This window comes from Pelagerythrobacter marensis (genome assembly GCF_036700095.1).
In the GTDB taxonomy this organism is placed as follows: Bacteria; Pseudomonadota; Alphaproteobacteria; order Sphingomonadales; family Sphingomonadaceae; genus Pelagerythrobacter; species Pelagerythrobacter marensis_A.
Genome location: NZ_CP144918.1, coordinates 42504 through 55225, shown reverse-complemented (window position 1 = coordinate 55225; position 12722 = coordinate 42504). Strand labels below are relative to the sequence as shown.

The following is a 12722-nucleotide window of genomic DNA, read 5'->3' as shown; positions in this document are numbered from 1 at the left end:
AAAACTCCTCGCAAACCGGCAAAGGGGGCTTTCTCTAAAAGGTCACTAGCCCCCCGAGGCACCGGCCGTCTGGACGAAGCGGCCTGCGTGACGCGTACACGCTCCGCCCCCGTCGCTGTGTGCCAGTGTGGACTGGCGGGGCTCCTATAACCCAATGGGTTACAATTGTCAAGCCATTTTTGCCATAACCCGCCCCCAAGTCTGAGTCCCAGCGCAGGCTGGGACCTCGTGTTATCGGGCGGAGCGCCAGCGGCCTGAGGCCCCAGCCTGCGCTGGGGCTCGGGAAGGGTATCGGGCGGTGTGCCGGTGGTCTGGTTCCGCCTGCGCGGGGTGTGGAGGGTATCGGCGGTGCGTCGGCGGTATGGGGCAGTCTGCCCGGGGGCGTTCAGTCCATCAGTTTGCGGACGAAGCCGATCAGGCCGGTCTGGCGGGCGCGTTTCATGCGTTCGGCGTGGAGGATTTCGCGCACTTTGCCGAAGCAGACGTTCACGTCGTCGTTGACCACGACGTAGTCGTATCCGTCCCAGTGGCTGATTTCCGCCCGGGCGCGTTCCATGCGGCTGTCGATCACGTCGTTGCTGTCGGTCGCGCGCGCCGTCAGCCGCCGGTGCAGCTCGTCGAGGCTGGGCGGCAGGATGAAGACGCGGACGACGTCCTGCTGGTCCTTCTGGTAAAGCTGCTGGGTGCCCTGCCAGTCGATGTCGAACAGGAAATCCTGACCGTCCTTCAATCCCGCGCGGATATGCCCTTTCGGCGTGCCGTAGCGGTGATCGAAGACATGCGCCCATTCGTAGAAGTCGTCTTGCTCGATCATCCGATCGAATTCGGCATCCGACACGAAGTGATAGTGCACGCCGTCGATCTCGCCCGGCCGTTTCGGGCGCGTCGTGGCGGAGACCGAGAGCCGGATTTCCTCGTCGGCTTCCAGCAACATGCGCGAAATCGTGGTCTTGCCTGCGCCGGAGGGCGAGGAGAGGATGAACATCAGTCCGCGGCGGTGAAGCGTATCCTGGTCGGCCATGCGCGCTCATGCGCCGAGCCGCGCGGTGAAATCAACCCCATCCGCCGGGTCAGCTCTCTTTCGTCTGCTCGCGCAAGGCCTTGTCCCCCTTGCGCCGCGCTGCGCGGCGCGACTGGCGCCGGTCGAGCAGCGTCTTGGCCAGGAGACCGCCGCCGACGAGGACGGCTCCCGGGATCGAACGCGTCGCGAGCCGTGCGATAGCGAATGTTGCCAGGTTCTGAACCATCGAGCGATTTTCGACCATTCGCTTGGCTGTCGATCCACCGTATCGATTGCTGAGCAGTCCTTTTTCGAGGCCGATCCGCAGCAGGCGACCTCCGCTGCGAAGCAAAACGTCGTGAATCAACAAGTTGGTCGCGGGATTGGGGCTGGGACCGGCCACATCGCGGTTTTCGGAGTGAAGCTTGTCGCCCGCGGCATCGACCGCCGCGCCCAGCCTGTCGGTTGCGTGTTTCCCACGTGAGTCTTTTTTTCTTGCCATCGCTTGCGCCCTTTCACCCAACCGGGTGGAAGGCTCTCCCGGTCGCTTATTTCTTGCGGCCGAAATCGACCGTGACGACATTGGAGCCGTCTCCGCCTTCGCCAACGGTCGGCCGGTCGCCCCGTTCCGGGGCGTCGTTTTCGGCTTCGTCGTGCGCTTCGGGGGCCATATCGGGGACGCTCGCCTGGAACTGCAGCCCGAAATCGACTGCCGGATCGACGAAAGCGGTGATCGCGGAGAAAGGTATGTCGAGCTTGGCGGGCACCTGGTTGAAGCTCAGCCCCACGGTGAAGCCGTCATCGTCCACTTTCAGGTCCCAGAACTTGTTCTGCAGGACGATCGTCATCTCGTCGGGGAAGCGTTCGCGCAGATGGGCGGGGATGGAAACGCCGGGCGCGTGCGTCTTGAACGTAATGTAGAAATGGTGGTTGCCGGGCAGCTCGCTGCCGCCGGCCTGGATTTCGCCCAGCACGCGGCCGACCACGGCGCGCAGCGCCTCCTGCACGATCTCGTCGTAGGGGATCAGGCTGTCGGGTGTTTCATCGGTCATCTTGCCCGCTTCGTGGCGACCCTCGGCGCGCCGGTCAAGCGCCAATGCTTGCGCCGTGCCCAGCCTTGCGTATAGCGCCGCAGGCATGCGCAAAGGCAAGATCGAGCGAAAGACGGCGGAGACCGCGATCGAAATCGAGGTGAACCTCGATGGCAGCGGCTCCTATAACGTGTCCACGGGAATCGGATTCCTCGATCACATGGTCGAACAGTTCGCCAAACATTCGCTGATCGACGTCACGATGAAGGTCGACGGGGACTTGCACGTAGACCAGCATCACACGACCGAAGACAGCGCGATCGCGCTGGGTCAGGCCCTCGCGCAGGCGCTGGGTGACAAGGCGGGGATTGCGCGGTACGGCCACGCTTATTCGCCAATGGACGAAACGCTCGCGCGCGTCGCGCTCGACATTTCGGGCAGGCCCTATCTCGCCTGGCGTGCCGGTTTCTCGCAGCCGCGACTGGGCGAATGGGATACCGAACTGATCGAACACTGGTTCCATTCGGTGGCCCAGGCCGCCGGCATCACCCTGCATGTCGAGCTGCTCTACGGACAGAACAACCACCATATCTGCGAGGCGATCTACAAGGGGTTCGCCCGCGCCATGCGCGCCGCGGTGGAGATCGACCCGCGCAAGGGGGGCGCGGTGCCCAGCACCAAGGGCATTCTCGGTGGCTGAAACGGTTGCGCTGGTCGATTACGGCGCGGGGAACCTGCACTCGGTCGAAAACGCGCTGCGCACGGTCGGCGCCCGGGTTCTGGTGACTGCCGCACCCGATGCGGTGCGCGCGGCGGACCGGATCGTTCTGCCCGGCGTCGGATCGTTCCGCGCCTGCGCCCGCGGCCTCACGTCGATTCCCGGCCTGGTCGAGGCGATGGACGAGCGCGTGCGCGTGGGCGGCGCGCCGTTCCTGGGGGTCTGCGTCGGGATGCAGCTTCTGGCCGATCGCGGGCTGGAACACGGCACGACCCGCGGGCTCGGCTGGATCGGCGGAGAAGTCCGCGCGATCGAGCGGACCGATCCCGCGATCAAGGTGCCGCACATGGGCTGGAACGACGTGGCGCCGACCGCCCACGCCGGCCCCGTTCTGGAGGAGGGGGAAGCCTATTTCCTCCATTCCTTCCATTTCGCGGTCGACGAGCCGCAGCATATCGCCGCGATGACCGACCATGGCGGCGGGATCGTGGCCGCCGTCGCGCGCGACAATCTGCTCGGCGTGCAGTTCCACCCGGAAAAGAGCCAGGCTTACGGCCTGGCGCTTCTCGCCCGTTTCCTGGAGTGGCGCCCGTGATCGTCTTTCCCGCAATCGACCTGAAGGCCGGCGAGGTCGTGCGCCTGGCCGAAGGCGACATGGCGCGCGCCACCGTCTATGGCGACGATCCCGCCGCGCAGGCCAGGCTGTTTGCCGAAGCGGGGGCGCAGCATCTCCATGTGGTCGATCTCGACGGGTCTTTCGCAGGCCGCGCGGAAAATCGCGAGGCTGTGGAGGCGATCGTCGCCGCCTTTCCCGGCTACGTCCAGCTCGGCGGCGGGATCCGCACGCGCGAGGCGGTGGAAGGGTGGTTCGAGTTGGGCGTCGCGCGGATCGTCATGGGAACCGCCGCGCTCAGGGATCCGCAGTTCGTGAAGGACATGGCGGCCGAGTTCCCGGGCGGGATCGTCGTCGCCGTGGACGCGCGCGACGGGATGGTCGCGACCGAAGGCTGGGCCGCGGTGTCCGACGTGCCGGTCGCGGACCTCGCCCGCCGGTTCGAGGATGCGGGGGTCGCCAGCCTGCTGTTCACCGACATCGGGCGCGACGGCCTGCTGAAAGGCTGCAATATCGACGCCACCGTCGACCTGGCGCGCCACGTCGACCTGCCCGTCATCGCCAGCGGCGGCGTGAAGGGCCTCGACGACATCCATCTCCTGGCGCTTCATGCCGAAGAGGGGATCGAGGGGGTGATCACCGGCCGGGCGCTCTACGACGGGCGGCTCGATCTGGCCGCGGCCATTGCCATGGCGGGCCGGGCATGACCGTTCGCGTGCGCGTGATCCCCTGCCTCGACGTCGCCGATGGCCGCGTGGTCAAGGGCGTGAACTTCGTCGATCTCAAGGATGCCGGCGACCCGGTCGAACAGGCCCAGGCCTACGACGCGGCCGGGGCGGACGAGCTGTGCTTCCTCGACATATCCGCCAGCCACGAAGGGCGCGGGACGCTGCTCGATATCGTCCGGCGCACGGCGCAGGTCTGCTTCATGCCGTTCACCGTCGGCGGCGGGGTTCGCACGGTGGGCGATGCCCGCGCGCTCCTGCTGGCCGGGGCGGACAAAGTCGCGGTCAATTCCGCCGCCGTCGCCCGGCCCGAGCTGGTCGGCGAAATTGCCGCGAAGTTCGGCAGCCAGTGCTGCGTCGCCTCGGTCGATGCGCGGCGCGTGGGCGAGGGGGCGACCCCGTCGGGCTGGGAAGTTTTCACCCATGGCGGGCGCAGGGCGACCGGGATCGATGCAGTGGCTCACGCCCGGCGGCTGGCCGAACTGGGCGCGGGCGAGCTGCTCGTCACCTCGATGGACGGCGACGGGACTCAGGCCGGTTACGACCTTGCGCTGACTCGCGCGATTGCCGATGCGGTGCCGGTGCCGGTGATCGCCAGCGGGGGCGTGGGCACGCTCGATCACCTGGTCGACGGCGTTGTCCGGGGCGGGGCGAGCGCCGTCCTCGCCGCATCCATTTTCCACTTCGGCAAATATTCGATCGCCCAAGCCCATGCGGCCTTGCGCGCGGCAGGCATTCCGGCCCGGGGATAACGCCCGGTTGCAAGTGCCGATCCGGGACGCATGGCGAATTTCGCTTGCCGCGCGGAGCATTCCCGCCGAGCGGTGGCAGGCATCATGCGCGTATGGACGATCCTTTCTTTCGGGCTGGCCTCTCCGGCAATGGTGGCCGGGGCGACGCCATTGCCCGAACCTTCGAACCTCGCGCTTTTCGGGCTGGGGCTGGCCGGGCTTGTCATCGGCCGGCGTATCGGGGCGCGGGCGCGGCGCAAGCGACCGGACTGATCAATGTTGGCGGCGGAAACCGGAGCGCGGTTTCGGAGTAGTATGGGGCATGCCCCCGATTCCCGATTTCGATCGCCCCCTTATTCCGCTCGACACTGCCAGACTCGAATCGTCCCTGCGAAACCACGTGGCCGCGGCCGATTTTCCCTGCGTCGGCGCAAAGGCGGCGCTTGCCAGGGGTACGCTGCGGATCGAGCCGGCCTGGTCGCTGGTAAGCGGCTGGGACGATGTGCGGATCCATCAGCGGCTGCTGGAATGGAGCGCCGAGTATTCCCGCGATCCCTCGGGACTGCGCAGCTTTGCCGTCGTATTCTCCGAACCGGGGAAGATGACCGAGAGTGCATTCGAAAGCGCGATGTGGGAACGCCTGCAATCGCTCGCCGACAAGGATGGCTGGATCGGGCATCCCTACGACGAGAACGTCAGCAGCGATCCCGACGATCCCCATTTCTCGCTCTCGTTCGGCAATCAGGCCTATTTCGTGGTCGGCATGCATCCCGGTGCGTCGCGCCCGGCGCGCCGCGCGCCCTATCCGACGCTGGTGTTCAACCTTCACGACCAGTTCGAACAGCTTCGGGCGAGCAATCGGTACGAACGCATGCGCGAACGCATCCTTGCCCGCGACGAGAGCCTGGCCGGATCGATCAACCCGATGCTCGCGCGGCACGGCGAGAGCAGCGAGGCGCGCCAGTATAGCGGCCGCGAGGTCGGGGACGACTGGCAATGCCCGTTCCGCGACCCCCGCACGGCGGCGTGACCCGCCGCATCCCCCCGCGCAGCGGCACGGCCTTCCTGCTCGACGAAGGCGACGAGCTTGTCGTGCTCGATCCCGAAGGGGGGCAGGTGGGCGACCTCGTCGCCTATGCGCGCGACGACGTGCGCGAGGTTATCTCCAACGGGCGCACGTTCGATTACGAGGAAACGATCAGCCTGACCGCGGGCAATGTCCTGTGGTCCAACCGCTCGCGCAGAATGCTCGAAATCGTTGAGGATACGGCGGGCTGTCACGACTTTCTGCTCACCCCCTGCTCGGTCGATACCTTCCGCCATTTCTATCCCGACAAGCCGGTCCATCGCGGCTGCTTCGGAAATCTGGCCGAGGCGCTGGTGCCGTACGGTATCGGCGAAGACGCGATCCCCACCGCTTTCAACATATTCATGAATGTCCCGGTCGACCCGGCGGGCGGGAAGATTGCGGTCTTGCCGCCTTCGACCCGGCCCGGAGACCGCATCCGGCTGCGCGCCCTGATGCCGCTGGTGATCGGGCTGACCGCCTGTTCCGCCTATGCGTCGAACGGCGGGAGCTTCAAGCCGATCGACTATCGGATCGAACCGGCGGGCAATCGGGGCCGCCCGGAGCGATTCTAAAGTCGTTTTCAGCAAGGCTGAAGCGGCACCGGGTGCGGGCCGGTGCCGTCTCGAAGAAAGCGACTCTAGCTGTCTTCGAGCGCCGTCGGCGCCAGTGCGCCTTCGCCGTAGAGATAGGCCCCGTCGAACTGCGCCAGCTCGCGCAGCCCGCGTTCGTCGTGGATTTCCAGCCGCCCGTCGCCCATGGGCGTGAGCAGGCCGCGTTCCTTGAGCGTGCGGAAGCTGCGATTGGCGTGCACCGGGGTGATGCCGCAGGCTTCGGCATAGTCGCGCTGCAGCAGCGGGATGGGGAGGATGCGTCCGTCGAATTCGTCGACGAAGCGCAACCGGCTGATCAGCTCGCAAATCAGGTGCGCGATCCGCCCTTCGGCATTGAGCCGGCCCAGGCGGAAGATCCATTCGCGATGCATGGCGGCGTCGAGCAGCGTCGAGAACCACAGCGCGCGGGCGAGATGGGGGTGGCCCGCCACCAGTGCGGTGATCGCATGGTGCGGAATTTCCGCCAGCGTTGCCCTGGAAAGCGAGGAAATGCTGTGGTCGAGCCGCTTCATCGGATAGCCGTGAAGGTCGATGAAGTCGCCCGCGATGTTGACGCCGACGAGCTGGCGTTCGCCGCGCTTGTCGTCGATGTGCCGCACCATCGTGCCTTCGATGATGTAGAGGCTGCGTTCCAGTTTCTCGCCGCGTTCGACGAGCTGCTCGCGCGGTTCGAGTTCGACCGTCCGCGTGATCGCATCTTCGATAGCGCGCTGTTCGGTTTCACTCAGATCGTGGCGAAGGCGCCCGCGAAGGAACAGTCTGGTCAGCACGTCGATCTCCCTGAAGGCGAGCGATATCGGTTTCGTTTCAGACGGTCAAAGCACGAGTTTGCGCCCGGTGGAAGACTGCCGAAGGCGCGGGCGCCGCCCCTTCGCCGCCCCTTCGCCGCGTCGTCCGCGCCGTCAGGCCGGGCGCCGCGCGAAGATGCCGAAACCTGCGATGATGGCATAGCACGCCGCCGGCAGGGCCAGCGCGATCGCGAGGCTACCGGTAAGGTCGGCGAGTGCGCCGAAGACCACCGGGACCACGGCGCCGCCGAAGATCGCGACGTTGATGATGCCCGATCCGTCCGCTGCCCGGGGGCCGAGCTTCTCGCAGGCGAGCGAGAAGATCGTCGGGAACATGATCGAATTCATCAGGCCCACCGCCAGCAGGCTGTAGCCGGCGACCACGCCGCCGGTGTTGGCGGAGACCAGGATCAGCAGGATCGCCCCGGTCGCGTTGAAGGCGAGGATCTTGCCCGGGCTGAACACCCTCAGCACCGCCGATCCGATAAAGCGGCCGACCATCGCGCCGCCCCAATAGAGGCCGACCATCCAGCCGATCGCGCTTTCGGGCTGGCCGAGAACGCGATCCTGCGCGAGATAGTTGATGATGATCGATCCGATCGCGACTTCCGCCCCGACATAGAGAAAAATGCTGAGCGCGCCGTAACCGAAGCGTGTGCGTTTCAGCAGATCGAGCCCGGCAAGGCCCGAAGACGCCTCGTGCCGTTCGCCCTTCAGGCGATTGCGGAACAGCCACACGGCGAGCGAGACGAGCGCGATCAGCGCGGCGACGCCGAGGTAGCCCTGCCAGATCGCCTCGCTTTCCGCCTGCTGATAGGCGAGCAGTTCCGCACCCGAAAGCTGGTCGGCACTCACGTTGGCGAGGCTGCCGAGAATGACGATCGAGCCGACGATCGGAAACACCGTCGTGCCGAGCGAATTGAACGCCTGCGCGAACGTCAGCCGGCTGTGCGCGGTGCGCGGCGGCCCGAGCAGGCTGATCAGCGGGTTCGCGACCACCTGAACGATCACCACGCCGCTCGCCAGCACGAACAGGGCGAACAGGAAAATGCCGTAAGTGGCCGTCTGGCTGGCGGGAATGAACAGCAGGCAGCCGACCATCATCGTCAGCAGGCCGGCCACGGCGCCGCGCATATATCCGATGCGTTTGACCAGCTTGGCCCCGGGTATGCCCACCAGCAGGTATGCGGTGAAGAAGCAGAACTGCACCAGCATCGCCTGGGTGTAGTTGAGCGTGAACAGCTCTTTCAGCTTCGGGATGAGCACGTCGTTGAGCGAGGTTATCCCGCCGAAGATGAAGAACAGACCGAAGACGAAGTATTGCAGACCGGGGGCATCGACATGCTGGGCGCCGCTCTCGACCGGATTCGGATCGGTGCTCGATGCGGTTTCGGGTACCACGGCCATTCTGCTTTCCCTCCCAGGGTCTGTACACTTTCGAAGCGGCTTAACCGATCATGTAACCGGTTGCACGCGGTTTCTTCTTCCGTCACAACCGCGACAGCGAATCCGCGACGGACGGTCATAAAACGGACCGCGCACAGCGGTAGGGAGAGCTGGATGAATAATCAAACGTCTCGCAATCGGCCTTCGCCGACCCTGCTCGGCAGCGTGCTGGCGCTGGGGGTCACGATGGGGCTGCACTCCGCCGCTGCGGCGCGCGACGACGTGACGCACAGCCAGTGCTCCCCCGATGCGCGCGTCTGCTTTGCGGTGACGACGGTGGACGGGATCCCCAGCTATACCGTCACGCGCGACGGCCGGCAGGTCATCGCACCTTCCGCGCTCGGCTTCATGCTTCGCGGCGCGGGCAAGTGGCAGCACGGCGTGAAACTGGGCGAGGCAACGCGCACCAGCCACACCGAAACCTGGGAACAGCCGTGGGGCGAAAGCCGGCTGGTCACCAACGACTATCGCGAAATCCGCGTGCCGATGGTGGAACAGGTGCGCGACAGACGCACGATCGAACTGGTGGCGCGGGTGTTCGACGACGGCGTCGGCTTCCGCTTCGAATTCCCCGAACAGGCGCAGCTGGCCGACGTGCGGATCGACGAGGAACTGACCGAGTTCGATCTCGCCACCGACGGCGGCGAGATCGAAGCCTGGTGGATCCCCGGCGGCGAGTGGAACCGCTACGAGTATCTCTATCGCAACACGCCTGCGCGCGAAGTGGGCACCGCGCATACACCGATCACCTTCCGTCGTGCCGATGGCCTGCACATCGCGATCCACGAGGCGGCGCTGGTCGACTATGCGGCCTTCTGGCTCCAGCGGGTCGAGGGGCAGCGTTTCCGCACCCGGCTTGCGCCGTCTTCGCAGCCGTGGAAGGTGCGCCGTGCGGCCCCCTTCGCGACCCCGTGGCGGACCGTGCTGATCGGCGAGGATGCGCCTGCGCTCTATGCAGCGGCGGACATGTTCCTCAACCTCAACGAACCCAGCCGGATCGACGATCTCGACTGGTTCACCCCGCACAAGTACGTCGGCATCTGGTGGGGAATGCATCTCGATATCTGGAGCTGGAACGACGGGCCCAAACACGGCGCGACGACCGAGAACGCGCTGCGCTATATCGACTTCGCAGCCGAGCACGGATTCGGTTCGGTCCTGATCGAGGGCTGGAATCGGGGGTGGTGGAGCGAAAGCGGCCGCGACTTCCGGTTTGCCGAAGCCTATCCCGATTTCGACATGGACCGCGTGGCGGCTTACGCGAAAGCCAAGGGGGTCGAGATCATGGGCCATCACGAAACGGCGGGCAACGCGGGCCTCTACGAACGCCAGCTCGAGGATGCGCTCGATTACTACGCGGCGCACGGCGTCCGTTCGGTCAAGACCGGCTACGTCGCCGACGCCGGCATGGTGCTGCGCGAAGACCCGGACGGGACCGAGCAGTGGGAATACCACGACGGCCAGTTCATGGTGCGCCACCACGCCCACGTGGCCGAACGCGCGGCGGAACACCGGATCGCGATCAACGCCCACGAACCGGTCAAGGACACCGGCCTGCGCCGGACATGGCCCAACCTCGTCACGCGCGAGGGTGCGCGGGGCACCGAGTACATGGCCTGGGGCGCGCCGCCGAACCCGCCCGACCACGAACCGACTCTGCTGTTCACCCGCATGTTGTCGGGCCCGTTCGACCTGACGCCGGGGATCGTCAGCCTCGAAGGGCGCGACGGCCGCCCGCTTCCCAACACGCTGGCGCGCCAGCTGGCCGACTATGTGGCGATCTATTCGCCGATCCAGATGGCCGCCGACTTGCCCGAAAACTATGCCCGCTTTCCCGATGCGCTGGCCTTCATCGAGCAAGTGCCGGTCGACTGGGAGCGGACGCGGGTCCTGGCGGGAGAGATCGGCGAATATGCCGTCGTCGCGCGCCAGCGCCGCGGCGGGGAAGACTGGTGGATCGGCGGGATCACCGACGCACACCGGCGCGAGATCGCGCTCGACCTCGCCTTCCTGCCTGCCGGCACGCGCTATATGGCCGAGATCTGGCGCGATGGAGAAGGCGGCGGCATAGAGGGCGACCGGTTCGCCATGGTGCGCGAGAAGCGCCCGGTCCGGGCAGGCGACAGGCTGATTCTGACGATGGAGCACGGCGGCGGCTTCGCCATGTCGCTCCGCCCGGCGGAATAAGCCGCAAGCCGCCCGGTTCGTCGCCGGGGGTAAGCACGCCGGTGACAATGGCCAGGGGCCGGATGGTGCGGGCCGATCGCGCGAAAGGGCGGGGAGGGGCGCCGAATGCCCTCGCTTCTAATGCGCGTGGTGCCCGATCCCGGCCGCTGCCTGCGCGTCGCGGCGCCCCTTCGCCACGGCTGTCAGTGGGTCGCGCACCGCCGGCCCGTCGCTGTCGCGGTATTGCGCGCGCAGAGCCTCCAGCCGGGTCTTGAGCCGGGCGACGATCGGCTGGGCCGCGGGATCGTCGATGCGGTTGTGCATCTCGCCCGGATCGGTCGCGAGGTCGTAGAATTCCCACTGGTTGATGTCGCCGTAGAACCGGATCAGCTTGTAGCGATCTGTGCGCACGCCGTAATGCGCGCGGACCGAGTGGAACCCGGGGTATTCGTAGTAGTGGTAGTAGATGTCCTCCCGCCAGTCGGCCGGGGCGTCGCCGTCCACCACCTCGCGCAGCGAACGGCCCTGAATGGCGTCGCGCACCGGCAGTCCGGCGAAGTCGAGGAAAGTCGGGGCATAATCGACGTTCTGCACCGGCGCCTCCACCCGCGTGCCGGGGGCGATACGACCGGGGAACCGCATCACCAGCGGGGTGCGCAGCGATTCCTCGTACATGAAGCGCTTGTCGAACCAGCCATGCTCGCCGAGGTAGAAGCCCTGGTCGGAAGTATAGACGACGATCGTGTTGTCATCGAGCCCGTTGGCCTCCAGCCAGTCGAGCACGCGGCCGACGCTGTCGTCCACCGCGGCGACGGTGGCGAGATACTGTTTCATGTAACGCTGGTATTTCCACAGCGCGAGTTCGCGGCCGGCCAGGCCTGCCTCGTTCATCGCATCGTTGCTCGCCTGCATCCGGGCATCCCACGCCGCGCGCTGTTCGGGTGTCATCCGCGCGAAATCGTCGGGCCAGCGGTCGAAACGCAATTCGTTCGAGCCTTCCGCCTCGGTCATGTGGAGGTCGTGGCCCTCGTACATGTCCTCGTAGATGGTCATTTCCTGCGCCGCCGCGGCAGGGCGCCCATCATAGTGATCGAAGTAGTTGGTCGGCACGGGGAACTCGGTCCCGAGATATTTCTGCAGGTGCCGGATCGCGGGCATGAAGTTGCGGTGGGGCGCCTTGTGATGGATCAGGATCGCGAACGGCCTGTCCGGGTCGCGTTCCTCCTCCAGCCAGTCGAGGCTGAAATCGGTGACGAGATCGGTGGCATAGCCTTCGACCACGCTGCGCCCTTCGGGCGTGATGATATCCGGGTTGTAATACTTGCCCTGGTCGTCGAGCACTTTCCAGGTCTGGATACCCGCGCCTTCGGGCGAGTAGTTGAGATGCCACTTGCCGAATAGCGCGGTCTGATAACCTGCGGCGCCGATTTCGCGCACCCAGTTCCAGGCGGCGTTGTCGAACCGCTCGCCGTTCCTGGTGAAACCATGCAAGTGGCTGAACTGACCGGTCAGCATGGTCGCCCGGCTCGGCCCGCAGAGCGAATTCGTGACATAGCTGTTGACGAAGATCGCACCCTCGCGCGCGATCCGGTCGATATTGGGCGTGGGCGCCAGCCGGCCGATCTCACCGCCATAGGCGGAGACCGCCTGATAGGCGTGATCGTCCGACATGATGAAGACGATGTTCGGCCGCCGCTGTTCCGCCTGCGGGGCCGCGGAAGATGCCGCGGCATGGCGCGGAGGGTCGTCCGCCCGCGTGGCGCAGGCCGGCAGCGCCAGTGCGCAGAGCGCGGCGACAAGGGCGGTACCGGCCTGGCGCATCGG

At 66.4% G+C, this 12722-nt stretch carries 14 protein-coding genes; 8 read left to right on the top strand and 6 right to left on the bottom strand.

The genetic code is table 11. From position 1 onward, the window contains the following. Window positions 1-385 precede the first annotated feature (385 nt). The 3 genes from gmk to V5F89_RS00235 are packed head-to-tail and all read right to left on the bottom strand — an operon-like array spanning window position 386 to window position 2052. Window positions 386-1021: a guanylate kinase gene (gene gmk / locus V5F89_RS00245; protein WP_338446269.1), complete on the bottom strand. Its 636-nt coding sequence runs from the start codon at window positions 1019-1021 to the stop codon at window positions 386-388. A gap of 49 nt (window positions 1022-1070) precedes the next feature. Continuing rightward, window positions 1071-1502 carry a hypothetical protein gene (locus V5F89_RS00240; RefSeq protein WP_338446268.1) on the bottom strand — a complete coding sequence of 144 codons (432 nt, stop codon included), beginning with the start codon at window positions 1500-1502 and terminating at the stop codon, window positions 1071-1073. Window positions 1503-1548: 46 nt separating this feature from the next. Continuing rightward, entirely contained in the window at window positions 1549-2052 is a 504-nt protein-coding gene (locus tag V5F89_RS00235; RefSeq protein WP_338446267.1) for an SspB family protein, read from the bottom strand. Window positions 2053-2137: 85 nt separating this feature from the next. Between V5F89_RS00235 and hisB the strand changes: the two genes are divergently transcribed. From hisB to V5F89_RS00200, 7 genes are all read left to right on the top strand, one after another. Further along, window positions 2138-2731 (top strand): imidazoleglycerol-phosphate dehydratase HisB, encoded by a 594-nt coding sequence (gene hisB / locus V5F89_RS00230; RefSeq protein ID WP_338446266.1) that lies wholly within the window; start codon window positions 2138-2140, stop codon window positions 2729-2731. Continuing rightward, window positions 2724-3344 carry an imidazole glycerol phosphate synthase subunit HisH gene (gene hisH, locus V5F89_RS00225; protein ID WP_338446265.1) on the top strand — a complete coding sequence of 207 codons (621 nt, stop codon included), beginning with the start codon at window positions 2724-2726 and terminating at the stop codon, window positions 3342-3344. The genes hisB and hisH overlap by 8 nt, the downstream gene beginning before the upstream one ends. After that, a complete protein-coding gene (gene hisA / locus V5F89_RS00220) occupies window positions 3341-4069 on the top strand; it encodes a 1-(5-phosphoribosyl)-5-[(5-phosphoribosylamino)methylideneamino]imidazole-4-carboxamide isomerase (protein WP_338446264.1) in 729 nt (242 codons plus the stop codon). Before hisH ends, hisA begins: the two co-directional genes overlap by 4 nt. Next, complete coding sequence (gene hisF, locus V5F89_RS00215; RefSeq protein WP_338446263.1) at window positions 4066-4839, top strand: imidazole glycerol phosphate synthase subunit HisF; 774 nt, start codon at window positions 4066-4068, stop codon at window positions 4837-4839. The genes hisA and hisF overlap by 4 nt, the downstream gene beginning before the upstream one ends. A gap of 84 nt (window positions 4840-4923) precedes the next feature. Further along, a complete protein-coding gene (locus tag V5F89_RS00210; protein WP_338446262.1) occupies window positions 4924-5091 on the top strand; it encodes a PEP-CTERM sorting domain-containing protein in 168 nt (55 codons plus the stop codon). Between the two features lie 49 nt (window positions 5092-5140). Further along, on the top strand, window positions 5141-5848 hold the full coding sequence (gene gntA / locus V5F89_RS00205) for a guanitoxin biosynthesis heme-dependent pre-guanitoxin N-hydroxylase GntA (protein WP_338446261.1): 708 nt from the start codon (window positions 5141-5143) through the stop codon (window positions 5846-5848). Beyond that, complete coding sequence (locus V5F89_RS00200) at window positions 5845-6459, top strand: DUF1989 domain-containing protein (RefSeq protein ID WP_425334361.1); 615 nt, start codon at window positions 5845-5847, stop codon at window positions 6457-6459. Before gntA ends, V5F89_RS00200 begins: the two co-directional genes overlap by 4 nt. A gap of 65 nt (window positions 6460-6524) precedes the next feature. Here V5F89_RS00200 and V5F89_RS00195 read toward each other — a convergent pair whose 3' ends face one another. Together V5F89_RS00195 and V5F89_RS00190 are read right to left on the bottom strand one after the other, a co-directional pair. Next, a complete protein-coding gene (locus V5F89_RS00195) occupies window positions 6525-7268 on the bottom strand; it encodes a Crp/Fnr family transcriptional regulator (RefSeq protein ID WP_338446259.1) in 744 nt (247 codons plus the stop codon). A gap of 132 nt (window positions 7269-7400) precedes the next feature. After that, window positions 7401-8693 (bottom strand): sugar MFS transporter, encoded by a 1293-nt coding sequence (locus V5F89_RS00190; protein WP_338446258.1) that lies wholly within the window; start codon window positions 8691-8693, stop codon window positions 7401-7403. A gap of 153 nt (window positions 8694-8846) precedes the next feature. Between V5F89_RS00190 and V5F89_RS00185 the strand changes: the two genes are divergently transcribed. Next, on the top strand, window positions 8847-10919 hold the full coding sequence (locus tag V5F89_RS00185; protein ID WP_338446257.1) for a glycoside hydrolase family 97 protein: 2073 nt from the start codon (window positions 8847-8849) through the stop codon (window positions 10917-10919). Window positions 10920-11036: 117 nt separating this feature from the next. Here V5F89_RS00185 and V5F89_RS00180 read toward each other — a convergent pair whose 3' ends face one another. Then, window positions 11037-12719 (bottom strand): sulfatase, encoded by a 1683-nt coding sequence (locus V5F89_RS00180; protein ID WP_338446256.1) that lies wholly within the window; start codon window positions 12717-12719, stop codon window positions 11037-11039. Window positions 12720-12722: the final 3 nt, after the last annotated feature.

Excerpts from the sequence above, each read along its gene's own strand:
- gmk (WP_338446269.1), bottom strand. The coding sequence starts at position 1,021 with ATGGCCGACCAGGATACGCTTCACCGCCGCGGACTGATGTTCATCCTC.
- V5F89_RS00240 (WP_338446268.1), bottom strand. The coding sequence starts at position 1,502 with ATGGCAAGAAAAAAAGACTCACGTGGGAAACACGCAACCGACAGGCTG.
- V5F89_RS00235 (WP_338446267.1), bottom strand. The coding sequence starts at position 2,052 with ATGACCGATGAAACACCCGACAGCCTGATCCCCTACGACGAGATCGTG.
- hisB (WP_338446266.1), top strand. The coding sequence starts at position 2,138 with ATGCGCAAAGGCAAGATCGAGCGAAAGACGGCGGAGACCGCGATCGAA.
- hisF (WP_338446263.1), top strand. The coding sequence starts at position 4,066 with ATGACCGTTCGCGTGCGCGTGATCCCCTGCCTCGACGTCGCCGATGGC.
- V5F89_RS00210 (WP_338446262.1), top strand. The coding sequence starts at position 4,924 with ATGCGCGTATGGACGATCCTTTCTTTCGGGCTGGCCTCTCCGGCAATG.
- gntA (WP_338446261.1), top strand. The coding sequence starts at position 5,141 with ATGCCCCCGATTCCCGATTTCGATCGCCCCCTTATTCCGCTCGACACT.
- V5F89_RS00190 (WP_338446258.1), bottom strand. The coding sequence starts at position 8,693 with ATGGCCGTGGTACCCGAAACCGCATCGAGCACCGATCCGAATCCGGTC.
- V5F89_RS00185 (WP_338446257.1), top strand. The coding sequence starts at position 8,847 with ATGAATAATCAAACGTCTCGCAATCGGCCTTCGCCGACCCTGCTCGGC.
- V5F89_RS00180 (WP_338446256.1), bottom strand. The coding sequence starts at position 12,719 with ATGCGCCAGGCCGGTACCGCCCTTGTCGCCGCGCTCTGCGCACTGGCG.